Consider the following 22,753-nt stretch of genomic DNA (forward strand, 5'->3'; position numbering starts at 1 on the left):
CCGCCCCGGTGCGGTGGTCCGGCGATCCGCCAGGTCGAGGAAACGCCGACAGGCACCCGCACGACCGAAGGAGTGCAGTGGCAGCCAACGACCGGGCCGCGGCCCTGGGCAGGGCCGAGGGGGCGTCCGGCCTGATGCGCGCCTCGCTGAGCGCGGTCGCGCCGGGGACGGCGCTGCGCGACGGCCTGGAACGCGTCCTGCGCGGCAACACCGGCGGACTGATCGTCCTGGGCATGGACAAGAACGTCGAGCAGCTGTGCACCGGCGGCTTCGTACTCGATGTGGACTTCACCGCGACCCGGCTGCGCGAGCTGTGCAAGCTGGACGGTGCGCTCATCCTCGACAAGGACACCACCAAGATCGTGCGGGCGGGTGTGCAGCTCGTGCCCGACGCCTCGATCGAGACGGAGGAGACCGGCACCCGGCACCGCACCGCGCAGCGCGTCTCCATCCAGACGGGGTATCCCGTCATCTCCGTCAGCCAGTCGATGCGGCTGATCGCCCTCTACGTCGACGGGCAGCGCCGCACGCTGGAGGACTCGGCGGCCATCCTCTCCCGCGCCAACCAGGCCCTGGCCACGCTGGAGCGCTACAAGCTGCGCCTGGACGAGGTCGCCGGCACGCTCTCCGCGCTGGAGATCGAGGACCTCGTCACGGTGCGCGACGTGACGGCGGTGGCGCAGCGGCTGGAGATGGTCCGCCGCATCGCCACGGAGATCGAGCAGTACGTGGTCGAGCTGGGCACCGACGGGCGGCTGCTCTCCCTCCAGCTGGACGAGCTGATCGCGGGCGTCGAGCCGGAGCGCGAGCTGGTCGTGCGCGACTACGCGCCGCAGACGGTCGGCGCCGGCCGCCGGGTGCGCGCCGTTCCCGACGCGCTCAGCGACCTGGACCGGCTCACCCACACCGAGCTGCTCGAACTGGCCACCGTGGCGCGGGCGCTGGGCTACAGCGGCGCGCCCGAGACGCTCGACTCGGCCGTCTCACCGCGCGGCTTCCGGCTGCTGGCGAAGGTGCCCCGGCTGCCGGGCACCGTCATCGACCGGCTCGTGGACCACTTCGGCGGGCTGCAGAAGCTGCTGGCCGCCAGCGTGGACGATCTCCAGGCCGTGGACGGCGTCGGCGAGGCACGCGCCCGCTCGGTCCGCGAGGGGCTCTCGCGGCTCGCGGAGTCCTCGATCCTCGAACGCTACGTGTGAGCCGCCGGGCCTCACGCGCGGTGCGTGGGCGCCGGGCCTCGGACGCTGCGGGTGAGCGCCGGGCCTCGCACGCCTCGGGTGAGCGCCGGCCACAGCTGAGCGCCGGGCCCGCCGCGGTCCGCCCGCCTACGTGACCAGCCGGAAAGTCGTCCGCACCGTCTTCAGGCCCTTGACCTTCACCTCGATCTCGTAGGTTCCGGCCTTCGGCGCCTCGAAGGTGGGGGTGCCGCAGTTGGCCGCGCTGGCCTTGCGGAACCAGGTGAGGGTGTGCGTCGAGGAGCCGTCGCCCGGCACCTTGCGCAGCAGCGGCTTCTTGGTGGGCGGGCAGTCGTCCGAGGCCCAGAACTTGGCGTCGTCCGGGTTGTTGATCGTCACGATGGTGGCGGTACGGCCCAGGTCGATCTTGCAGGCGCTGCCGCGCTCGTTGGTGACCTTCAGCTCGAACCGCGGCTTCTCGCCCGGACCGTACTTCTTCTCGACGCTGCGCAGCTTCAGCTTCACGTCGCCCTCGCGGCAGTTGGCCAGCTCCGGCGGTGCCGGCACGCCCGCCGCACCGCCGCCCGAGCCGCCGGATCCGGAACCCGAACCGGAACCCGAGGAGGACCCCGCCGAGTCGGCGCCGCCCGCTCCCGCGCCCCCGTCGCCCGCGCCCCAGCCGGTCCCGCCCGCGGACGACTGGTCCTCCGCGTCGGAACCGCCCGTAGAACCCGAGCCGCCGGAGGAGCCCGAGCCGTCCGCTCCGCCGTCCGCCCCGCCATCCTCGTCCCGGCCGCCCGGCCGGTCGCTGATCGCGGGTCCCGAGTCGGTGGGCCCCGGGGTGATCGTGCCGGCGGGCCCGTTGCCCTTGTCGCCGTTCTTGCCCTCGTTGCCCGGGCCTTCGCCGCCCGTCGAGGCCAGCGCCCAGACGACGATCAGGACCAGCAGCGCGAGGACAGCAAGGACAACTGCCCTCCGTCGCCAGTAGATGGAGGAGGGAAGCGGCCCGATCGGATTGCGCAGAGATCCCACGCGGAAACCTTACGAGACATCAGGCGCCTCACAGGCCCGTACCCGCCGCTCAGACCGCCGATTGTTGTGATGAGCTGCCCGATGTCCGGGGGATTTGCTGAGGGTTGTCCGGCTCTGCGGGGTTCGACGCGGATACACGGCGTACGTGGCGTACGTGACGGACAGGCTTTCGTACCGCGTGTGCGTTTTTCGGATGAGGAGCGCCGTGCCAGGATCGGATGTGCCATGACTGCGACCACCGAGACCTCCCAAGCCGCTTCGGCCGGCGCCCCGCCAGCACGCGCCGCGGAATCCGAAGCCGTCGACCCCGCCCTGCACGAGACGGCGCGCACCCTCCATGCCCCCGTCGTCGACTGGTTCGCCACACACGCCCGCGACCTCCCCTGGCGCCGCCCGGAGGCGGGCGCGTGGGGCGTCATGGTCAGCGAGTTCATGCTCCAGCAGACCCCCGTGAACCGCGTACTGCCGGTGTACGAGGAGTGGATGAAGCGCTGGCCGCGCCCCGCCGACCTGGCCGCCGAGGCGCCCGGCGAGGCCGTGCGCGCCTGGGGCCGCCTCGGCTATCCGCGGCGCGCCCTGCGGCTGCACGGGGCCGCCAAGGCCATAGCGGAACGGCACGGCGGCGAGGTGCCCGTCGAGCACGCGCAGTTGCTGGCGCTGCCGGGCGTGGGCGAGTACACGGCCGCCGCCGTCGTCTCCTTCGCGTACGGCAAACGGCACGCGGTGCTCGACACCAACGTGCGCCGCGTCTTCGCGCGCGCCGTCACCGGCCGCCAGTACCCGCCCAACGCGACGACCGCCGCCGAACGCAAGCTCGCCCGCGCCCTGTTGCCCGAGGACGACACGACGGCCTCCCGCTGGGCCGCGGCGACCATGGAACTGGGCGCGCTGGTGTGCACCGCACGCAGCCCGCAGTGCGCGCGCTGCCCGATCGCCGCGCGCTGCGCCTGGCAGCTGGCGGGCGCGCCCGAGCACCAGGGCCCCGCCCGGCGCACCCAGGCGTACGCCGGTACCGACCGGCAGGTGCGCGGTCGGCTGCTCGCCGTGCTGCGCGCCGCGAAGGAGCCGGTGGCGCAGACTGATCTCGACCGCGTGTGGCACGAGCCGATCCAGCGCGCACGGGCGCTCGACGGGCTCGTCTCCGACGGGCTGGTCGAACCGCTGGACGGCAAGCGGTACCGCCTGCCGCTGAGCTGAGTCCGGCTGAGCCCGAGCTCAGCCGGACCGGCTCGACGGGCTGGTTCGACGGGCTGGCTCAGCGGGACTGGCTCAGCGGGACTGGCTCAGCGGGACCGGCTCAGCCGCGGTGCGGCGCCGGGCGGGCAGCCCGGAGACGGCGCAGGGCTGCCCGCCGCCCTCGGCGGGCGACGGGCAGCCGGCAGGCCCCGCTGACGGCGGACCGCCGACCGCCGCTCCTTACCGCTACGCCGAGCCCTGCGGCTGCTGCGACTCCTGCGGCTGCTGTGCGGTGGCGCCCTTGAGGGGGACCTCCTTGATGAACCAGGCGGCGACGAAGGCGAGCGCCGCGACGCCCGCCGACACCAGGAAGACCACGTGGGTGCCGTCCGCGACGGCGTGCTCGTACGCCATGCGGACCGCGTCGGGCAGCTTGGCGAGGGAGGCGGCGTCGAGCTGGGCGCCGCCCTCGGTGAGCTTCGCCGCGGCCCCGCCGCCGGTACCACCGCCCGCGGCCGCGGCCTCCCGCATGGAGTCCTCGACCTGGCGGGTGAAGAGCGTGCCCATCAGGGCGACGCCGAAGGAGCCGCCGATGGTGCGGAAGAGCGTGGTCGTCGACGAGGCGACGCCCATGTCCTTGAGCTCCACGCTGTTCTGCGCGATGAGCATGGTCAGCTGCATCAGGAAGCCCATGCCGGCGCCGAGCACCGCCATGTAGAGCCCGGAGGTCAGTCGGCTGGTGCCGGACTCCATCTGGGCGAGGAGGAAGAGGCCGACCGGTATCAGCGCGCCGCCGATGATCGGGTAGGCGCGGTACTTCCCCGTCTTCGTGGTGGCGCGGCCCGTGACGACGGAGACGACCATCATCGGGAGCAGTACGGGGAGCAGCAGCAGCCCGGAGTTGGTGGCCGAGGCGCCCTGGACGCTCTGCTGGAAGAGCGGCAGGAACGTCATCGAGCCGAACATCACGAAGCCGAGCAGGAACCCGATGAGGGTGACCAGCGAGAAGTTGCCGCTGCGGAAGACGCCCAGCGGCAGGATCGGCTCGGCGACCCGGCGCTCCACGAACGGGAAGGCGATCAGCGCCGCCACCGCCAGCGCGCCGATGCCGATGATCGTGCCCGAGTCCCAGGCGTACTCCGTGCCGCCCCAGCTGGTGACCAGGACCGCGGCGGTGATGCCGGTGGTCAGCAGCGCGGCCCCGAGGTAGTCGATCCGTCCCTTGCTGCGCTTCTTGGGCAGGTGCAGCACGGTGGTGACCATCGCGAGCGCGACGGCGCCCAGCGGCAGGTTGATGTAGAAGGCCCAGCGCCAGCCGAGGTGGTCGGTGAGCGTGCCGCCGACGAGCGGGCCGCCGATCATGGCCAGCGACATCACTCCGGCCATCATGCCCATGTACTTGCCGCGCTCCCGGGGCGAGATCAGGTCGCCCATGATCGCCATGGCGCCGACCATCAGCCCGCCCGCGCCGAGCCCCTGGAGGGCGCGGAAACCGATGAGCTGGCCCATCGTCTGGGCGGCGCCCGAGGTCATCGACCCGGCGAGGAAGACGAGGATCGAGGTGAGGAAGACGCCCTTGCGCCCGTACATGTCGCCGAGCTTGCCCCACAGCGGGGTCGAGGCGGCGGTGGTGAGCGTGTAGGCGGTGACGACCCAGGAGAGGTGTTCGAGGCCGCCGAGTTCACCGACGATGGTGGGCATGGCGGTGCCCACGATCATGTTGTCCAGCATCGCCAGCAGGACGGCGATCATCAGCGAGAAGAGGACGACCCGGACGCTGCGCGGCCTGGGCCCTGCGGACCCGGGGTCCGCATCCGCCGCCGTGGCGGTCTGCGCCCCCGCAGAGGGCTGCGCCGCTGTGGCGGTCTGCGCCGCGCCGGGGTCCGCCGAAAGGGCGGGTGCCGGGGCCGCCCGCTTGGTCGGTTCTTGACCTCCGCTAGTGCCATCCTCTGCTTCGACGTCCCCGTCATCCCGTTTCGACCGTTTCGTCGCCCCACTCGCAGCCACGCGCAGCCCCCTCTTTTACCCGTGCCTTACTTGCCGCACGGCTAGTTCAGTACGATGGACAAGCTAGGTCCTCACTAGCCGGGCGTCAAGTAAGTTGTGAAGGGGTCGGCATGAGCAGGGGAAACACCCGTCAGCGCATCCAGGACGTCGCCCTGGAGCTGTTCGCCGAACGCGGTTACGAGAAAACCTCACTCAGAGAGATCGCGGAACAGCTCGGTGTGACGAAGGCCGCGCTCTACTACCACTTCAAGACGAAGGAGGACCTGGTCACCAGCCTCTTCGAGGACCTGGTGCTCGGCCCGTGCGACGAGGTCATCGCCTGGGCGCGGATACACCACCCGACCACGCTGGAGGCCAAGCTGCAGATCCTCCGCCGCTACAGCGTGTGCATCGGCAACGCCACCCCGCTGGTGCGGTTCATGCACGAGAACCAGGCGACGCTGCGCGAGCTGTCCATCGGCGAGCAGATGAAGAAGCGGATCTTCACCCTCCTGGGGTTCCTCAAGGACCAGGACGCGGCCCTCACCGACCAGGTGCGCTGCACCTCAGCCCTGTTCACCATGCACTCGACGCTCTTCACCCTGGACAGCTCGGGCGCGGGCCCCGAGGACAAGCGCCGGGCGGCCCTGGAGGTCGCCGAGGAGCTGGTCACCGCCGCCCACCACGGCGACGGCGCCTGAACCACGCGTTCGTACGCGCCGACGGCCCCGGCACGCCGAGGACTCCGGCACGCCGAAGGCCCCGGCACGGGGAGTGCCGGGGCCTGGCGTGGGGAGTCCCCTCGGGGCGGGGTCGGCTCAGAAGTCGACGCCCACCGCGCGCATCGCGCTGACGGGGTCGACGGCGGTGCCGTAGTCGGCGCCCTGGCGGATCTCGAAGTGCAGGTGCGGCCCGGAGGAGTTACCCGTGTTGCCCGACTTGGCTATGACCTGGCCGGTCTTGATCTGCTGACCCGGCTTGACGTCGATCTCGGAGAGGTGGGCGTACTGCGAGTACGCGCCGTTCTCGTGCCGGACGACGAGGGCGTTGCCGTACGCGGGACCGTCGCCTGCGCCGTTCGGGCCCGCCTTGACGACGGTGCCCTGGTGCACCGCCTTGACGGGGGTACCGATGTTCACGGCGAAGTCCTGGCCCGAGTGGTTGTGCGCCCAGCGGCCGCCTGCCTTGCCGAAGGTGGCGCTCAGCTCGTACTTGCCCGAGACGGGCTTGACCCAGGACAGCTGGAGACGTTCGGCGTCCCTGGCGGCCTTCTCGGCGGCGTGCTTCTTCGCCTCGGCGGCGCGCTGCTCGCCCTTCTTCGCCGCCTCGACGGCCTTGCGGTGCGCGTCGGCCTGGGCGCGGGTGGACTCGGCGAGCTGGTTGGCCGTGCCGAGCGCGAAGAGGTCGGTGTGGGCCGCGCCGGTCTCGGCCTTCCCGGCCGCGGACGCGGTGCCGGCCCCCAGGGCCATCGACGCGCCGAGCCCGGCGACGAGGGACGCCGAGACGACAGCGGCGCGGTTGGTGGTCCTGAACTTCCGCATGCGGGTGCTACCTCCGTGAGGGGGTTCGTGAAGTGCGCCCGAACCCGGACGCGCCCCCTTGGTAACCCGCCAGAAAAAGGACATCAAGGACCGTTATTACTAAACGCCCCCGTAGTAGCATGAGAGACGCACGCCACTCGGCGCTCCGGCACCGGGCCCCGCTCCGCCCCCCGCGCCCGCCGGCGCGCCGCCCTCTCCTAAGCGGCTTCGTAGACCCCGGCCCGCCTGTGCCCCACCTCACGGGCGCGGCCCGTTCCCGGCCCCTCGGATGTGGCCCCGCTCATAGGGCCCCGCCCACGGCACGCACGACCGGCCAACCCTGGCGCGAACGCAGGGTGACCGCTGCCACACGGACGGCCTACGCTGGTGGGGGACCCGACCGCCACCAGCCCGCACGCGCCCGCCACCCCGCCCCCGTCCCCGGGAGCCCGCTCACATGGACCCTGCCGTCCGGCTCGCCTCCGCCGTCGCCGACCCCCTCGTCAGCCAGTTCCTGCTCCCCGTGGAGGCCACGCCGGACAAGGCGCAGGCCGAGGGGGAGCTGCTGGCGCGGCTGGTCTCCTTCCGGGGGGAGGCGCCGCCGCTGAGTTACGCGTCGCTGCTCTCGCTCGCCGAGGAGCTGGTGAGCCTGACGGCGCCCGCCCACCGGCTGCCGGCCAGGGACGAGGCGCCGGTCGCCGCGGTGCTCTCGCGCATGTTGTGGATCATCGGCGAGCTGGACGTCACGGACGTGCAGGCGGTACGGCTGGGGCCGCAGGACTACGCGCGGCGGCTGCGCTCCGCGGTGCCGGGCGCCGACCGGGAGCTGAATCCGGACGCCGCCTGGTTCCACGACCGGCTGCTGGTCGCCGTCTGCCTGCACCTGCTGCACCACCTGATCCGCCGCTCCCCCGTCCTCGCCGAACACATGCCTGAACGCGCACACCGGATACGCCAGTTGATCGACCTCAACGATGTCGAAGCCGTACGCGGCCGCCCCGAGCCGTCCGCCGCCGACGCCGAGTTCGAGGTCCGGTACGCCCGCTCCGTCGCCGAGGAGCACAACCGGGTCACCATCCACGGCATCGACCTGCCCAACCCGAACACCCCCGACAGCTGGTCGCTGGACGCCACCTACCTCAGCCTCAGCGCCGAGTTCGACAACCCCGAGCGGCGGGCCGAGATGGGCGGCGAGGACAGCGGCGAGCCCGTACTCCCCGCCGACAGGGCGCTCGGCGGACACGAAAGGGTTCTGCTGCGCGGCGTGGCCGGCTCCGGCAAGACGACGCTGGTGCAGTGGCTCGCCGTCGCCACGGCACGGGACGCGCTGCCGGCCGAACTCGCCTCGCTCCGCGGCCGGATACCGCTCGTCCTGCCGGTACGCCGCTTCGCCCGCGAGGGATTCCCCTCCCCCGACGACTTCCTGCACGCCGTGCGCCACCCGCTCGCCGACGAGGCACCCGACGGCTGGGCGGCACGCGTACTGACCGAGGAACGGGGCCTGCTGCTGGTCGACGGCATCGACGAGGCCCCCGAGTCCGAACGCGCCGCGCTCCGCGACCAGCTGCGCCGCCTCATGCGGATCTACTCGGGCAACTTCTGCCTCGTCACCGCCCGCCCCTCGTCCGTGGAGGCGAACTGGCTGGCCGACGAGGGCTTCGACGAGCTGAGCCTCGCACCGATGAGCCGGGGCCAGGTCGCCACCTTCATCACCGCCTGGCACACGGCCGCCGCCGACGACGAGGGCAAGGACCACCAGCTGCTGGCCGAGTACCGCGACCGGCTGCTGGCCTCCATCCCCCTCTACCGCGAACTGCGCGGACTGGCCACCAACCCGCTGATGTGCGGACTGATCTGCGCCCTCAACCGCGACCGCTCGGGCTCCCTGCCGCACGGCCGCAAGGAGCTGTACGAAGCGGCGATGGAGATGCTGCTCCAGCGGCGCGACCCCGAACGCCGGGTGCTGTACGCCGACGCCGTCAAGCTGCGGCGCGGAGCCCGCGAGCGGCTGCTGCGCAAACTCGCCTTCCGGATGCTGGTCGAGCGGCGCGCCGAGATCCCGCTGGACGAGGCGCTCGAGGAGATCTCCCGCAACCTGCCGGCCATCCCCTCCACGGCGGGCCAGGGCCGCCCCGAGGACATCTTCAACCACCTGCTGCTGCGCACCGGGCTGCTCCGCGAGCAGGCCGACCGCTCGGTGGAGTTCGTCCACCGCACCGTGCAGGACTACCTCGCCGCCAAGGAAGCCGTCGAACAGGGCGCCTTCGACCTGCTCCTCGACCACGCCCACGAGACCGAGTGGGAAGAGGTCATCCGCATGGCCGTCGCCCACGCCCGCCCCGCGGAGTGCGCGCGGCTCCTCGGCGGACTGCTGGCGCCAGGACGCAAGGGCATGCAGCGCAACCGGCGCCGCCTGCTGGCAGCGGCCTGCCTCGAACACGTCACCGAGCTGGACCCCGACACGCACGCCCGCATCCGGCGCGAGACCCGCAACATGGTGCGCCCCACCACCGTGGAAGCCGCCCGCAGCCTCGGCTGGGTGGGCCCCATAGTCCTGGAGATGCTCCCCGACCCCACCCACGTCACCGACCGCGAGGCCCACCGGCTCGCCGTCACCGTCACCCGGATCAACGACGACGCCGCCGTCCACTACCTCGCCCAGCTCCGCAACCGGGCCTCCCTCCAGCTGCGGGCCGAGCTCGCGCGGGGATGGCACAACTTCGACACCGACCGGTACGCGGACGAGATCATCGGGCACCTCGACCCCGAGGGCCTGTACTACCCCGTCTCCGACCGGTACGAGCTGGCCGCGCTGCGGAAACTCGGCGGCAGGGCCCGCGTGCAGATCGTCGGGCCCTTCACGCCCGACGAGCTGCTGGAGGGACTCGCGCGCGAGCAGCTGACCCACCTGTGGCTCGCCTACGACCTCGGCGTCCCCATGGGGTGGCTCGCCGCCTTCCCCCAGCTGACGACCCTGCGGGTCAACCCGCGGCTGCCGCGCGTCAGCGGCGTACCCGAGGGCATCCGCATCATGTCCTAGCCCGCAGTGGAAGCGGTCAGAGCACGCGAGCGGGGCCGGCCACACAGGACCGGCCCCGCTCGGTGGTGCGGCGGAGGCTTACGCCTCCTTGCTCAGGTTCGGGCCACCGCCCGCGGCGGACTCCACCGGAGGAGCGTCCGGCAGCGCCGACTTCTCCTCACCGCGGAAGGTGAAGGTCTTCGCCTCGCCCTCCCCCTCGGTGTCGACGACCACGATGTGCCCGGGACGCAGCTCCCCGAAGAGGATCTTCTCCGACAGGATGTCCTCCACCTCGCGCTGGATGGTCCGGCGCAGCGGCCGGGCACCCATCACCGGGTCGTAGCCCTTCTTGGCCAGCAGCTCCTTGGCGTCCTGGCTGAGCTCGATGCCCATGTCGCGGTCCTTCAGCCGCTCGTCGACCTGCTGGATCATCAGGTCCACGATGCGGATGATGTCCTCCTGCGTGAGCTGGTGGAAGACCACCGTGTCGTCCACGCGGTTGAGGAACTCGGGGCGGAAGTGCTGCTTGAGCTCGTCGTTGACCTTGGCCTTCATCCGGTCGTACCCCGCACGGACGTCACCCTGGCCGGCGAAGCCGAGGTTGAAGCCCTTGGAGATGTCCCGGGTGCCCAGGTTCGTCGTCATGATGATGACGGTGTTCTTGAAGTCCACGACCCGGCCCTGCGAGTCGGTCAGGCGACCGTCCTCCAGGATCTGCAGCAGCGAGTTGAAGATGTCCGGGTGGGCCTTCTCGACCTCGTCGAACAGGACGACCGAGAACGGCTTGCGGCGCACCTTCTCGGTGAGCTGACCGCCCTCCTCGTAGCCGACGTAGCCGGGCGGGGAGCCGAACAGCCGCGAGACGGTGTGCTTCTCGCCGAACTCCGACATGTCGAGGGAGATCAGCGCGTCCTCGTCGCCGAACAGGAACTCCGCCAGCGTCTTGGACAGCTCCGTCTTACCGACACCGGACGGGCCGGCGAAGATGAACGAGCCACCGGGACGCTTGGGGTCCTTCAGACCCGCACGGGTGCGCCGGATCGCCTGGGAGAGCGCCTTGATGGCGTCCTCCTGGCCGATGACGCGCTTGTGCAGCTCGTCCTCCATGCGCAGGAGCCTGCTGGACTCCTCCTCGGTGAGCCGCATGACCGGCACGCCCGTGGAGGCGGCCAGGACCTCGGCGATCAGATCCTCGTCGACCTCGGCGACGACGTCCATGTCGCCGGCCTTCCACTCCTTCTCCCGCTTGGCCTTCTCCGCCAGCAGCTGCTTCTCCGTGTCCCGGAGGGAGGCGGCCTTCTCGAAGTCCTGCGAGTCGATCGCGGACTCCTTGTCCCGGCGCACGTTCGCGATCTTCTCGTCGAACTCGCGCAGGTCCGGCGGGGCGGTCATCCGGCGGATACGCATGCGGGAGCCGGCCTCGTCGATCAGGTCGATGGCCTTGTCCGGCAGGTAACGGTCCGAGATGTAGCGGTCGGCGAGCGTGGCCGCGCCGACCAGGGCCGCGTCGGTGATGGAGACGCGGTGGTGCGCCTCGTACCTGTCGCGCAGGCCCTTGAGGATCTCGATGGTGTGCGGCAGCGACGGCTCCGCCACCTGGATGGGCTGGAAGCGGCGCTCCAGGGCCGCGTCCTTCTCCAGGTACTTGCGGTACTCGTCCAGCGTCGTGGCACCGATGGTCTGCAGCTCGCCGCGGGCCAGCATCGGCTTGAGGATGCTGGCGGCGTCGATGGCGCCCTCGGCGGCGCCCGCGCCGACCAGGGTGTGCAGCTCGTCGATGAACAGGATGATGTCGCCGCGGGTGCGGATCTCCTTGAGCACCTTCTTCAGGCGCTCCTCGAAGTCACCGCGGTAGCGGGAGCCCGCGACCAGCGCGCCCAGGTCCAGGGTGTAGAGGTGCTTCTCCTTGAGGGTCTCGGGCACCTCGCCCTTGACGATGGCCTGCGCCAGCCCCTCGACGACGGCGGTCTTGCCGACGCCGGGCTCGCCGATCAGCACCGGGTTGTTCTTGGTGCGGCGGGACAGGACCTGCATGACCCGCTCGATCTCCTTCTCGCGCCCGATGACCGGGTCGAGCTTGGACTCGCGGGCGGCCTGCGTCAGATTGCGGCCGAACTGGTCCAGGACGAGCGAGGTGGACGGCGTGCCCTCGGCGGGTCCGCCGGCCGTGGCGGCTTCCTTGCCACCGGAGTAACCGGACAGGAGCTGGATGACCTGCTGGCGGACCCGGTTCAGGTCGGCGCCCAGCTTCACGAGGACCTGGGCGGCGACGCCCTCGCCCTCGCGGATCAGGCCCAGCAGGATGTGCTCCGTGCCGATGTAGTTGTGGCCGAGCTGAAGGGCTTCGCGGAGCGACAGCTCCAGCACCTTCTTGGCACGGGGAGTGAAGGGAATGTGGCCGGAGGGCGCCTGCTGGCCCTGGCCGATGATCTCCTCCACCTGCTGCCGGACAGCCTCAAGCGAGATCCCGAGGCTCTCCAGTGCCTTAGCGGCGACACCTTCACCTTCGTGGATCAGGCCCAGAAGGATGTGCTCGGTGCCGATGTAGTTGTGGTTGAGCATCCGGGCTTCTTCCTGAGCCAGGACGACAACCCGCCGCGCGCGGTCGGTGAACCTCTCGAACATCGTTAATCGCTCCTCAGAGCGGTCAGGCAGTGAGGGGACGCTCCCCTCGCTGTCCTTCCGCAGCTTAGTCCCGCAACGGGGGACCGCTCATTCCAACTGCCGACTGCTGGCCGGTCGATCCGGTCGATCATGCGCCTCCTGCCCCGGACAGCCGACAACAGTTCCAACCCGATGGTGCGAGACGATGTTCCCGCAGGCCAGGCGTATTCACCTGGATCCACTACGCCGACGGCGAACGCCCTCTTCCCGACGCGTCCGCACACGACGAGGCACGTGCCTCAGCACCCCCGTTCCGCCCTGCGCCACCTGGGCTTTAAGGCTCCTGAAGCCTTCTTACCCGCTCGGTGTGACAATCCATGCGGCGTCGCCCGTATACGGTCGCCCACATCCGCTCAGGGCGAACACCGGGACACGGATGCGCGTCAGGACCTACGAGGCGTGCACACCCTGGGTGATTGCCGTCGACGTTGTGTGAGCGTCGCGACTGCCCCGGATCGGGTCTCCCCGCTGCCGTCCCACTCGGCGGCGTCCGTCACGGAACGCCCACGCTGCGACTCGGGCCGCGGGGGCCGGGCAGGATCGCGGGGCGCACCAAGGCCCTCGGGAGGCCCGCACGGGGCCTCCCGCACCGGAAAACGGCCATCGGGAGCGGGCCCGGACAACTGATCAACCGGAATGACTCAGCCGTTGGCCTTCTCGTACGCCTCACGAATGCTGGCGGGAACACGGCCGCGGTCATTGACCTCGTAACCCTGGTCCTTGGCCCACGCGCGGATCTTCGCCGTGTCCTGACCCGCAGCGGAAGCCGAGCCGGAGCGGCCGCCCTTTCCGCGCGCGGAACGGCCACCGGTACGCCGCCCGTTCTTCAGATAGGGCTCCAGAGCGGAACGGAGCTTGTCCGCATTAGCGGTGGTGAGGTCGATCTCGTACGACTTACCGTCCAGCGCGAACGTCACTGTCTCGTCCGCCTCGCCGCCGTCGAGGTCGTCGACAAGAAGAACCTGAACCTTCTGTGCCACCTGTTGCTCCCATTCGTACTGGATAACTGATTACAGATACCGACGTGGAAAGCAAACCGCTTTTGCGGGAGAAACACAAACCCTGTGCTGAGTTTGCCCGGCACCGCACGGGGATTGGCGGGACCTTTCGGACAAAGTGGAGGACGGTCGGGCGCCGCCGTTCACAGACGCAGCAGCATGCGGCTGTTGCCCAAGGTGTTGGGCTTCACTCGTTCGAGCCCCAGGAACTCGGCCACGCCCTCGTCATAGGAGCGCAGCAGCTCGCTGTAGACGTCACCGTCCACAGGCGTCTGACCGATCTCCGTGAAGCCGTGCCGGGAGAAGAAGTCCACTTCGAAGGTCAGACAGAAAATGCGCCGCACCCCCAGCCAGCGCGCGGTGTGCAGCAGCTTCTCCAGCAGCAGATGACCGACGCCCGTTCCCCGCTGGGAACGGTCCACGGCCAGCGTCCTGACCTCCGCGAGGTCTTCCCACATCACGTGCAACGCGCCGCAGCCGACGACTTCCGCGTCGGCATCCCGTTCCGCGACCCAGAACTCCTGGATGTCCTCGTAAAGCGTCACGGTGGCTTTGTCGAGCAGGATGCGATCGCGCGAGTAGGTGTCGATCAGGCTGCGCACCGCCGGGACGTCGACCGTGCGAGCCCTGCGGATCGTGACCTGGGATAGCGGTGCGTGTTCTGCCATGAACGGACGCTATCGGTCGTCACCCGGGCCCTCACCGCCGGGGGGATCGAGATGTACCCCGTTCAGATGTACGACGCGCAAGGCGGCGCGCAGCACATCGACCTGTTCCGGCGACATCATCCCGAAGAAGTCGACGAGCGCGGCGGCCGGGTTGTCACTGGCCGACCACGCTTCGTTCATGAGAGCCGCGGAGTACGCGGCCCGAGTGGAGACCGCCGCATATCGATAGGCGCGGCCTTCTTGCTCCCGCCTCAGCCAGCCCTTCTGGCGCAGGTTGTCCATTACGGTCATCACCGTCGTGTACGCGACAGTGCGTTCCTTCTGGAGATCCTCGAGGACTTCCCGCACGGTGACCGGGCGGTTCCAGCGCCATACCCGGGTCATCACGGCGTCTTCCAGCTCTCCCAATGGCCTCGGCACGGAAGAATAATAGTGGAAAATGTCCGAATCGCTGGAATTACCCGGAAGGCGGGCAGTCGGCGCCGTCGGAGTGAGCGGCCGCTCAGCGGCTGCCCAGCGGCCGTTCAGTAGCCGCTCAGCTGCCGGACTCGCTCCGGCCGGCCTCGGCACGGGAGAGTGCGGCGTCGACGACACCGTCCTCCTTCGCCTTGTTCGCCCCACCCTGACTCTTGATCATGACGACGATGAGCGCGGTGAAGGCCACCGCCATCACGAGCGGCGGGGTGAGCGCGGCAAGGTAATCCATGACGTGAGCCTCCTCGACGAACCAGACCCCCAGCGTACGCCGCCGCCCTCACCCGACGGGACGCACCATCCACTCGGTGCGCCCCGCCCCCGGGCCGCAGGGCGGGCGCGAGGCGCGGTCAGGCCGTGATCGAGCGCGGGCGGCCGTCGCGGGAGTGGGACGGCCGCGCACGCCGGGACTCGGCCTCGTCCTGATCCCGATCCGGATCCTGATCCTGGCCCTCCCGCTCGGGAGAGGGGTCCTGCGACGGAGTCCGGCGGCGGGGCGGGAAGACCTCGGCGGGCGTGGGGACGGGGCGGGACGGCGGGGCCGGCTCCGGAGACCCGGGCCGCTCGGCGGGGCCGGGCTTCGCCGGACCGGGAGAGGGCTCCCCCTCCCGCTCGCCGTTCCCCTCCGGCCCACCCCGCCACTCCCGCCCTTCCCGCCCGGAAGCGACCTCGCTCCGCTCGGCTCTTGCCCCTGACGCGGGGCCGGCCTCGGCCACGGAGCCCCGGCCGCGCACGGAGGCGGCCTCGGGCGCGCTGGCGACGCCCGCCTCGGGGCTGTTGCCGGACGCGGGGGCAGTACCCGCCCCGGGAGTGCTGCCGGGTGCGGGGGCGCCGGGCGCGGCGGCTGTGCCCGGAGACGTCGTGGCGGGACCAGGGATCGGACCGGGGGTGGGGCCGGGTGCGGTGGACGGGCGGGGCAGGCGCGCGGGCCCGAGCGGGGCGGGAAGGGAGAGAGGCGCGGAGCGGGCGGGAGGCACCTGGGGCCCGCGCTCGGCGCACGTGCCACCGACCGGCACCTCCTCGACCGACCCCACACCGGCGGCCGACACCGCACCAACGGCCGGACCCTCGTCGGCGACCACGTCCCCGACGGCGACCGGCCCGACGTCGTCGGCCGACTCCACACCGCCGGCTGATCCCGCACCAGCGGCCTCATCTCCACCGGCGGCCGGCCCCATGCCGGCGGTCGGCCGGAAGTCGGCGGTCGGCCGGACGTCGGCGGTCGGCCGGAAATCGGCGGTCAGCCGGACCTCGGCGGCCTCATCCCCACCGGCAGTCGGCCCCGCGTCGGCATCCGCACCCCGACCGGCGGTCGCCCCCATGCCAGCGGTCGGCCGCACGTCGGCGGCCGCATCCCCACCGGCAGCCGGCTCCACGCCGGCAACCGGCTCCGCGTCGACGGGTCGGCGCCCCCGCGGGACGTATGCGGGTGCGAGCGTCTCGGCGCGGTGGAGGAGCCGGCGTCGGCGGGCCGACTCGTCGGCCCCCGCCGGCTGGGCGCACAGCTCGCGGAGGGCGGCCAGGTCGTCCCGGGTGGGCCGGTGGCCCGAGACGAGGGCCGCCTCCAGTTGGTCGAGGTAGCCGGCGGCGGCGCCGGGCAGGGCCCGGCGGTAGCGGGCGAGGTCGGCCCGCAGGAAGGTGCGCAGCCTGCTGCCCTCACGGACGGCTTCGTCCACGGCCTGGGCGAGCCGCAGGTACGCGCGGGCGTCCTCGGGCGCGGGTGTGGACTTGAGGGCGGTGGCGAGGGCGCCGCCGAGCACGCGCAGCTCGTCGGCGCTGAACGCCACGCCGCCTCGGGAACCGTATGGCGTGGGCATGGGGAGACGATAGGCGCCCTATGCCCTAAATGTGCTTATCGCCCGATTTCTGGGCGTGGCGCCCGCGGCTGGGGAGGCGCGCAGCGCCCTCGGCCGGGGTGGCGCGTGCCGCCCCGGCCGCCGTGGTCGGGGCGGTCAGCCGCGGTCGACGTTCCGTTCGTAGACCAGGCGGAGCCCGATCAGGGTGAGCCAGGGCTCGTGCTCGTCGATGACCGCGGACTCGCCCAGGACCATGGGGGCCAGGCCGCCGGTCGCGATGACGGTGACGTCCTCGGGGTCGTCGGCCAGCTCGGACGCCATGCGGTGGACGACGCCGTCGACCTGCCCGGCGAAGCCGTAGACGATGCCCGACTGCATGGCCTCGACGGTGTTCTTGCCGATGACGCTCCGCGGCCGGGCGATCTCGATCTTGCGGAGCTGGGCGCCGCGCATGCCGAGCGCGTCGACGGAGATCTCGATGCCGGGTGCGATCACGCCGCCCACGTACTCGCCGCGCGCGGAGACCGCGTCGAAGGTGGTGGCCGTGCCGAAGTCGACGACGACGCACGGGCCTCCGTACAGCTCGACGGCCGCGAGCGCGTTGATGATGCGGTCGGCGCCGACCTCCTTCGGGTTGTCCATGAGGATCGGCACGCCCGTCTTGACGCCGGGTTCGACGAGCACGGCCGGGATGTCGCCGTAGTAGCGCCGGGTGACCTCGCGCAGCTCGTGCAGCACGGAGGGCACGGTCGAACAGATGGCGATGCCCTCGACGTTGTCGCTCAGGTCGTCGCCGAGGAGGGGGTGCATGCCCATCAGGCCCTGGAGCAGCACGGCCAGTTCGTCGGCGGTGCGGCGCGCCTCGGTGGAGATGCGCCAGTGTTCGACGATCTCCTCGCCGTCGAAGAGGCCCAGCACGGTGTGGGTGTTGCCCACGTCGATGGTGAGCAGCATCAGGGCCGCTCCTTACCGGCGTCCGCCGCCTCGTCGGCGACGCCCGCCTCGTCGGCGACGCCCGCGCCGCTCTCGGCGCGCAGGTCGAGGCCGATGTCGAGGATGGGAGACGAGTGCGTCAGCGCGCCGACGGCCAGGAAGTCGACGCCGGTCGCGGCGTACTCGGCGGCGTTGTCGAGCGTGAGGCGCCCCGAGGACTCCAGCCGCGCCCGCCCCGCGACCAGGGTGACGGCCTCGGTCGTCATGCCCGGCGTGAAGTTGTCCAGCAGCAGCAGATCGGCGCCCTGGTCCAGGACGGGCGGAATCTGGTCAAGGCTGTCGACCTCCACCTCGATCGGCACGTCGGGGAACTCGGCCCGCACGCGGGCGAACGCCTCCGCGACGCCGCCGGCCGCGATGACGTGGTTGTCCTTGATGAGCGCCGCGTCCGAGAGGGACATGCGGTGGTTGACGCCGCCGCCGCAGCGCACCGCGTACTTCTCCAGGGCGCGCAGCCCAGGGGTCGTCTTGCGGGTGTCGCGGACCGCGGTCTTCGTGCCCTCCAGCGCGTCCGCCCACGCGCGGGTCGCGGTGGCGATGCCCGAGAGGCGGCACAGCAGGTTGAGGGCGCTGCGTTCGGCCGTGAGCAGGTCGCGGGTGCGGGTGCGGACGGTGAGCAGCCGCTGCCCTGCCTCCACCCGGTCCCCGTCCAGGACGTGGCGTTCGACCTCGAACTCGTCGGTGCACACGACGGAGAGGACGGCCTCGGCGACGCGGAGCCCCGCGACGGTGCCCGCCTCGCGTGCGGTGAAGTCGCCTGTGGCGACGGCCTCGTCGGGGATGGTCGCCACGCTGGTGACGTCCACGCCGCGGTCGAGGTCCTCCTCGACGGCGAGGTGGGCGATGTCCTCGATGTGGACCGGGTCGAGGCCCGCGTCGAGGAGGAGTTGGGCCAGGTCGGGGTCGAGACCGCACTCCAGCGGGTCGAGCCCCGGGTCGTCTGCGGCACCGGCCGAGCAGCCGCAGGCGTCGCCGCAGCCGCCTGCCTCCTCGGGCTGTTCCGCCGGGCCCCTGCCGATCTGGAGGAGGGGGAGGTCGTCGGTCACTTGTGCTCCTTGTGCTCGCTCATGACCGGGGGGAAGGCGGTCGTGTCGGTGGTGCGGACGGTGAAGTGTCCGCCGGGGGGCGTGCTGACGACCAGATGGCGGCGCCAGGTGGTGTCGTCGCGGTCCGGATGGTCCTCCCGCCAGTGGCAGCCCCGGGTCTCCTCGCGGCGGAGCGCCGCCGCGACGAGGACCTGCGCGACCAGGTGGAGGTTGGCCGTCTCCCAGGTGTCGACACCCGGTTCGGCGGGCTTGGCGTCCGGGGACCCCGGAGAGTCCGGGGAGCCCGGCGAGGGCGTGAGGGCGGCGAGCCGCTCGGCGGCCTCCGTGAGAGAGCGCGCGGAACGCAGGACGCCCGCGCCGCTCGACATGATGCGCTGGATCTCCGCGCGGGCGGTGGCCGGAAGGAGCACGGCCTGGAGGGGGGAAACGCCCGCGGAGGGGGCCGCGGAAGGAGCCGCGCCGGGGGTCTCCCCTTCGCGGGACGCCGGGCCGGGGGCCACCCCGGCCGGCTCGGCGAGTTGCTCGGCGACCCGTTCCGCGATCTGCTCGGCGAAGACCAGGCCTTCCAACAGGCTGTTGGAGGCGAGGCGGTTGGCGCCGTGCACTCCGGTGCAGGCGGCTTCGCCGCAGGCGTAGAGGCCGGGGACGGTGGTGCGTCCTGCCAGGTCGGTGCGGATACCGCCGCTGGCGTAGTGGGCGGCGGGGGCGATCGGCACCGGCTCGGTGACGGGGTCGATGCCGTGTGCGCGGCAGGCCGCGAGGATGGTGGGGAAGCGGGTCTCCCACATGGCGGCGCCGAAGTGGCGGGCGTCCAGGTACATGTGGTCGGTGCCCTGTGCGGCGGCGCGGCGCGTGATGCCCTTGGCGACGATGTCGCGGGGGGCCAGCTCGGCGAGGGGGTGGGCGCCCTGCATGAAGCGGACGCCGGCCGCGTCGACGAGGTGGGCGCCCTCGCCCCGTACGGCCTCGGAGATCAGGGGCTGCTGGCCCTCCGCGTCGGGGCCGAGGTAGAGGACGGTGGGGTGGAACTGGACGAACTCCAGGTCGGAGACCTCGGCGCCGGCGCGCAGCGCGAGGGCGACGCCGTCGCCCGTGGAGACCGCGGGGTTGGTGGTGGCGGCGAAGACCTGGCCCATGCCGCCGGTGGCCAGGACGACGGCGGGCGCGCGGACGGCGCCGACTCCGTCGTGCCGGCCCTCGCCCATGACGTGCAGGGTGACGCCCGCTGCGCGGCCTTCGGCGTCCGTGAGGAGGTCGAGGACGAGGGCGTTCTCGACGGTGCGGATGGACTGCTCCCGTACGGCCTCGACCAGGGCGCGGGAGACCTCCGCTCCGGTGGCGTCGCCGCCCGCGTGGGCGATGCGGTCCCGGTGGTGGCCGCCCTCCCGGGTGAGGGCGATCCGCCCCGTCGCCGGGGAGGTGTCGAACCGGGCACCGGACGCGATGAGCCGTCGCATCGCTCCGGGGGCTTCGGTGACGAGGGTGCGGACGGCTGCCTCGTCGCACAACCCCGCCCCCGCTTCGAGGGTGTCGTCGAGGTGCTGCTGCGGGGTGTCGCCCTCGCCGAGGGCCGCCGCGATGCCGCCCTGGGCCCAGCGGGTGGAACCGGCGTCGAGCCGCGCCTTGGTGACGACGACCGTGCGGGCGCCGCGTGCCGCGCAGCGCAGTGCGGCGGTCAGTCCCGCGATGCCGGAGCCGACGACGACCACGTCCGCCTCCAGGCTCCAGCCGGCCGGCGGCGCGGGGAGGGCCCCGCCGGCTATGCCGGGGGTGGCTGCGGGCTGCCCACTGGTCCGGGTCATCGCGGGGCTCCAAGGTGCAGGGGGACGTTGTCGATCAGCCGGGTGCGGCCCGCGCGGGCGGCGACGGCGAGGAGGGCTTCCCCCTGCCAGGCGGCGTCGGTGATCTCCCGGAAGCTCGCCGGGTCGACGAGGGCCACGTAGTCGACGTCGAGGCCGTCGGAGCCGTCGGGGTCGTCGGAGCGGTCGGGGTCTTCCACCGGGCGGCCCTGGCCGGCCAGCACGTCGCGGGCGGCGCGCAGCACGGCTGCCGGTCCGGCGCCGGCCGCCTGTTCCCCGGCGCGCAGGGCGCGGGAGAGGGCGAGCGCGTGGGTGCGTTCCGGCTCGCCCAGGTAGCGGTTGCGGCTGGAGAGGGCGAGCCCGTCGTCCTCGCGGACGGTGGGAACGGCCACGATCGCGGTGCGGAAGTTGAGGTCCCCGGCCATGCGGCGGACCAGGGCCAGCTGCTGGGCGTCCTTCTGGCCGAAGAAGGCCACGTCGGGCGCGGTCAGGTGGAGCAGCTTGGCGACGACGGTGAGCATGCCGTCGAAGTGCCCGGGGCGCGAGGCGCCTTCCAGGACGTCGCCCATCGGACCCGCCGAGACGCGCACCTGGGGTTCGCCCCCGGGGTAGACCTCCTCGACGGGCGGTGCGAAGACCACGTCCGCGCCCTCCTTGCCGGCGATCAGCACGTCGGCCTCCAGGGTGCGCGGGTAGCGGTCCAGGTCCTCGCCCGCGCCGAACTGGAGCGGGTTGACGAAGACGGTGACGACGACCTGCCCGCCGGGTCCCACGCGCTCCCGGGCCGCTCGCACCAGCGCGGCGTGGCCCTCGTGCAGGGCGCCCATCGTCATGACGACGGCGCGCTCCGCGCCGGTGTCCCCGCGCAGGCCGCGCAGCTCGGCGGCGGTGGTGACGACGTGCGCGGTCATGCGCGGCCCTCCCCGTCGCCCCCGTCGTTCCCCTCGTCGGTGCCGCCCGTCCCGCCCGTACCGCCCGTTCCGTGGGGGCCGCCCGTGCTGCCCCTTCCGTGGGGGCCGCCCGCGCCGCCGCCTCGCTCGTGCGTGCCGGCGCCGAGAACGTCCAGCAGGTCGCCCGCGTGGCCCGCGGTGAGCAGGCCGTGGTCGAGCGCGCGGTCGGCGGTGGCCCGCGCCATCGCGAGGTAGCTCGCCACCGTCCGCGGCGCGTGCCGGCGCAACTCGGCGACGTGGGCGGCGACCGTGCCGGCGTCCCCCCGGGCGACGGGGCCGGTCAGCGCGGCGTCACCGGAGCGCAGCGCGTTGTCGAGGGCGGCGCCCAGCAGCGGCCCCAGCATCCGGTCGGGGGCCTGCACCCCGGAGGTGCGCAGCAGCTCCATGGCCTGGTTGACGAGGGTGACCAGGTGGTTGGCGCCGATGGCGAGGGCCGCGTGATAGAGCGGCCTGGCCTCCTCCGCGACCCACTCGGGCTCCCCGCCCATCTCGATGACCAGCGCCTGCGCCGCCAGCCGCAGCTCCTCGGGCGCCGTCACCCCGAACGAGCAGCCCGCCAGCCGCTGCACGTCCACCGCCGTGCCCGTGAAGGTCATCACCGGGTGCAGTGCCAGCGGCAGCGCTCCGGCGGCCAGCGCGGGCTCCAGGACGGAGACGCCGTACCGGCCCGAGGTGTGGACCACCAGCTGTCCCGGGCGCACGGCACCGGTCTTGACCAGGCCCGCGACCAGGCCGGGCAGCGCGTCGTCCGGAACGGTCAGCAGGACGAGTTCGGAGCGGGCCAGCACCTCGTCGGGGCCGACGACGGGGACGCCGGGCAGCAGCTCGGCCGCGCGGCGCCTGGAGGCGTCCGAGACGCCGGAGACCGCGACCGGGCGGTGTCCCGCCAGCCGCAGCGCCGCCGCCAGCGCGGGGCCGACGCGTCCCGCGCCGACGACGCCGACCGACAGCCGTGCCGGGCGGTCCTCGGCCCGCGCCGGCACGGACGGCTCGGGGCCGCCACCGGCGGCGGACCGCGAGCGCCCCCCGGCGCCCTGCGGCCCGTCGCCGGGGTGCGGGTGGTGAGGGTGGTGTGCGTTCACGAAAGAGGCCTTCCGTATGCGTTCCGGTCCGCTCAGTGGCCGGTACCGGACGAGACCTCGCCATGCTAAGCCCTCCGCGCGCGCCGCCGGAGGGGTCGGGGGGCGGCCCCGCTCGCCGCCGCGCCCTGCTCGCGCTCCCGTTCGGCGGCCCGCTCGGCGGCGCGGGTCAGGCCGAGTTCCCTCCTCGCCTCCCTGCGCGCCACCCACCAGGCCCGCAGGAGCTTCGCCTCGTGCGTGCCCGGTGCCGGTGGCGGCGTCTGCCCTTGGGAGTGGAGCCGCCAGGTGTCCATCGCGTACTGCTCACCGATGCTCATGGACCCGACGGTGCGCCGCCGTTTCCCGGCCCGGCACGCGAGTTGACCAGCCTCGTCAATC

19 protein-coding genes are annotated in these 22,753 nt (G+C 72.5%); 4 read left to right on the forward strand and 15 right to left on the reverse strand.

Annotated features, from left to right (window positions below; all coding sequences use genetic code 11):
• Positions 1-77 precede the first annotated feature (77 nt).
• A complete protein-coding gene (gene disA, locus DTL70_RS12595) occupies positions 78-1,199 on the forward strand; it encodes a DNA integrity scanning diadenylate cyclase DisA (RefSeq protein WP_114019003.1) in 1,122 nt (373 codons plus the stop codon).
• A 126-nt stretch (positions 1,200-1,325) separates the two neighbouring features.
• Here disA and DTL70_RS12600 read toward each other — a convergent pair whose 3' ends face one another.
• Positions 1,326-2,207 (reverse strand): hypothetical protein, encoded by an 882-nt coding sequence (locus DTL70_RS12600; RefSeq protein ID WP_114022009.1) that lies wholly within the window; start codon positions 2,205-2,207, stop codon positions 1,326-1,328.
• A gap of 225 nt (positions 2,208-2,432) precedes the next feature.
• On the opposite strand from DTL70_RS12600, the gene DTL70_RS12605 reads away from it, so the two are divergent.
• A complete protein-coding gene (locus DTL70_RS12605) occupies positions 2,433-3,404 on the forward strand; it encodes an HhH-GPD family protein (RefSeq protein WP_114022010.1) in 972 nt (323 codons plus the stop codon).
• A gap of 225 nt (positions 3,405-3,629) precedes the next feature.
• Here the strand turns inward: DTL70_RS12605 and DTL70_RS12610 are convergent, their stop codons facing one another.
• Positions 3,630-5,390 (reverse strand): MFS transporter, encoded by a 1,761-nt coding sequence (locus DTL70_RS12610; protein ID WP_114022011.1) that lies wholly within the window; start codon positions 5,388-5,390, stop codon positions 3,630-3,632.
• A 110-nt stretch (positions 5,391-5,500) separates the two neighbouring features.
• On the opposite strand from DTL70_RS12610, the gene DTL70_RS12615 reads away from it, so the two are divergent.
• On the forward strand, positions 5,501-6,070 hold the full coding sequence (locus DTL70_RS12615; RefSeq protein WP_114022012.1) for a TetR/AcrR family transcriptional regulator: 570 nt from the start codon (positions 5,501-5,503) through the stop codon (positions 6,068-6,070).
• A 117-nt stretch (positions 6,071-6,187) separates the two neighbouring features.
• Here the strand turns inward: DTL70_RS12615 and DTL70_RS12620 are convergent, their stop codons facing one another.
• Positions 6,188-6,910, reverse strand: a complete 723-nt coding sequence (locus tag DTL70_RS12620; protein WP_114022013.1) for a M23 family metallopeptidase — start codon at positions 6,908-6,910, stop codon at positions 6,188-6,190.
• Positions 6,911-7,346: 436 nt separating this feature from the next.
• Here DTL70_RS12620 and DTL70_RS12625 point away from each other — a divergent pair, with 436 nt between their 5' ends.
• Complete coding sequence (locus DTL70_RS12625; RefSeq protein ID WP_114022014.1) at positions 7,347-9,929, forward strand: NACHT domain-containing protein; 2,583 nt, start codon at positions 7,347-7,349, stop codon at positions 9,927-9,929.
• A 78-nt stretch (positions 9,930-10,007) separates the two neighbouring features.
• Here the strand turns inward: DTL70_RS12625 and DTL70_RS12630 are convergent, their stop codons facing one another.
• The 12 genes from DTL70_RS12630 to DTL70_RS12685 all read right to left on the reverse strand — a co-directional run bounded on the left by DTL70_RS12630 (position 10,008) and on the right by DTL70_RS12685 (position 22,692).
• Positions 10,008-12,533, reverse strand: a complete 2,526-nt coding sequence (locus DTL70_RS12630) for an ATP-dependent Clp protease ATP-binding subunit (protein WP_114022015.1) — start codon at positions 12,531-12,533, stop codon at positions 10,008-10,010.
• Between the two features lie 680 nt (positions 12,534-13,213).
• A complete protein-coding gene (locus DTL70_RS12640; protein ID WP_114022016.1) occupies positions 13,214-13,552 on the reverse strand; it encodes a histone-like nucleoid-structuring protein Lsr2 in 339 nt (112 codons plus the stop codon).
• 161 nt (positions 13,553-13,713) lie between these two features.
• Complete coding sequence (locus DTL70_RS12645; protein WP_114019014.1) at positions 13,714-14,238, reverse strand: amino-acid N-acetyltransferase; 525 nt, start codon at positions 14,236-14,238, stop codon at positions 13,714-13,716.
• Positions 14,239-14,247: 9 nt separating this feature from the next.
• On the reverse strand, positions 14,248-14,658 hold the full coding sequence (locus DTL70_RS12650; RefSeq protein WP_114022017.1) for a BlaI/MecI/CopY family transcriptional regulator: 411 nt from the start codon (positions 14,656-14,658) through the stop codon (positions 14,248-14,250).
• 115 nt (positions 14,659-14,773) lie between these two features.
• Entirely contained in the window at positions 14,774-14,944 is a 171-nt protein-coding gene (locus tag DTL70_RS33515) for a hypothetical protein (RefSeq protein ID WP_181860902.1), read from the reverse strand.
• A 118-nt stretch (positions 14,945-15,062) separates the two neighbouring features.
• The gene (locus tag DTL70_RS35120; RefSeq protein WP_181860928.1) at positions 15,063-16,529 is read right to left on the reverse strand and encodes a hypothetical protein; all 1,467 of its coding nucleotides are present in this window, start codon (positions 16,527-16,529) and stop codon (positions 15,063-15,065) included.
• A gap of 135 nt (positions 16,530-16,664) precedes the next feature.
• Positions 16,665-17,462, reverse strand: a complete 798-nt coding sequence (locus DTL70_RS12660; RefSeq protein WP_114022018.1) for a type III pantothenate kinase — start codon at positions 17,460-17,462, stop codon at positions 16,665-16,667.
• Entirely contained in the window at positions 17,462-18,547 is a 1,086-nt protein-coding gene (gene nadC / locus DTL70_RS12665) for a carboxylating nicotinate-nucleotide diphosphorylase (RefSeq protein ID WP_114022019.1), read from the reverse strand. Before nadC ends, DTL70_RS12660 begins: the two co-directional genes overlap by 1 nt.
• On the reverse strand, positions 18,544-20,349 hold the full coding sequence (locus tag DTL70_RS12670) for an L-aspartate oxidase (protein ID WP_114022020.1): 1,806 nt from the start codon (positions 20,347-20,349) through the stop codon (positions 18,544-18,546). Before DTL70_RS12670 ends, nadC begins: the two co-directional genes overlap by 4 nt.
• Positions 20,346-21,257 (reverse strand): pantoate--beta-alanine ligase, encoded by a 912-nt coding sequence (gene panC / locus DTL70_RS12675; RefSeq protein ID WP_114022021.1) that lies wholly within the window; start codon positions 21,255-21,257, stop codon positions 20,346-20,348. The genes DTL70_RS12670 and panC overlap by 4 nt, the downstream gene beginning before the upstream one ends.
• Positions 21,254-22,279, reverse strand: a complete 1,026-nt coding sequence (locus tag DTL70_RS12680; protein ID WP_114022237.1) for a Rossmann-like and DUF2520 domain-containing protein — start codon at positions 22,277-22,279, stop codon at positions 21,254-21,256. Before DTL70_RS12680 ends, panC begins: the two co-directional genes overlap by 4 nt.
• A 164-nt stretch (positions 22,280-22,443) precedes the next feature.
• Positions 22,444-22,692 (reverse strand): hypothetical protein, encoded by a 249-nt coding sequence (locus tag DTL70_RS12685; protein ID WP_114022022.1) that lies wholly within the window; start codon positions 22,690-22,692, stop codon positions 22,444-22,446.
• Between the last annotated feature and the right edge of the window lie 61 nt (positions 22,693-22,753).

It is taken from the genome of Streptomyces diacarni, from assembly GCF_003323715.1.
Taxonomy (GTDB): Bacteria; Actinomycetota; Actinomycetes; order Streptomycetales; family Streptomycetaceae; genus Streptomyces; species Streptomyces diacarni.

Excerpts from the sequence above, each read along its gene's own strand:
- DTL70_RS12605 (WP_114022010.1), top strand. The coding sequence starts at position 2,433 with ATGACTGCGACCACCGAGACCTCCCAAGCCGCTTCGGCCGGCGCCCCG.
- DTL70_RS12615 (WP_114022012.1), top strand. The coding sequence starts at position 5,501 with ATGAGCAGGGGAAACACCCGTCAGCGCATCCAGGACGTCGCCCTGGAG.
- DTL70_RS12620 (WP_114022013.1), bottom strand. The coding sequence starts at position 6,910 with ATGCGGAAGTTCAGGACCACCAACCGCGCCGCTGTCGTCTCGGCGTCC.
- DTL70_RS12625 (WP_114022014.1), top strand. The coding sequence starts at position 7,347 with ATGGACCCTGCCGTCCGGCTCGCCTCCGCCGTCGCCGACCCCCTCGTC.
- DTL70_RS12630 (WP_114022015.1), bottom strand. The coding sequence starts at position 12,533 with ATGTTCGAGAGGTTCACCGACCGCGCGCGGCGGGTTGTCGTCCTGGCT.
- DTL70_RS12645 (WP_114019014.1), bottom strand. The coding sequence starts at position 14,238 with ATGGCAGAACACGCACCGCTATCCCAGGTCACGATCCGCAGGGCTCGC.
- DTL70_RS33515 (WP_181860902.1), bottom strand. The coding sequence starts at position 14,944 with ATGGATTACCTTGCCGCGCTCACCCCGCCGCTCGTGATGGCGGTGGCC.
- DTL70_RS35120 (WP_181860928.1), bottom strand. The coding sequence starts at position 16,529 with ATGCCCACGCCATACGGTTCCCGAGGCGGCGTGGCGTTCAGCGCCGAC.
- DTL70_RS12660 (WP_114022018.1), bottom strand. The coding sequence starts at position 17,462 with ATGCTGCTCACCATCGACGTGGGCAACACCCACACCGTGCTGGGCCTC.
- DTL70_RS12670 (WP_114022020.1), bottom strand. The coding sequence starts at position 20,349 with ATGACCCGGACCAGTGGGCAGCCCGCAGCCACCCCCGGCATAGCCGGC.
- panC (WP_114022021.1), bottom strand. The coding sequence starts at position 21,257 with ATGACCGCGCACGTCGTCACCACCGCCGCCGAGCTGCGCGGCCTGCGC.
- DTL70_RS12685 (WP_114022022.1), bottom strand. The coding sequence starts at position 22,692 with ATGAGCATCGGTGAGCAGTACGCGATGGACACCTGGCGGCTCCACTCC.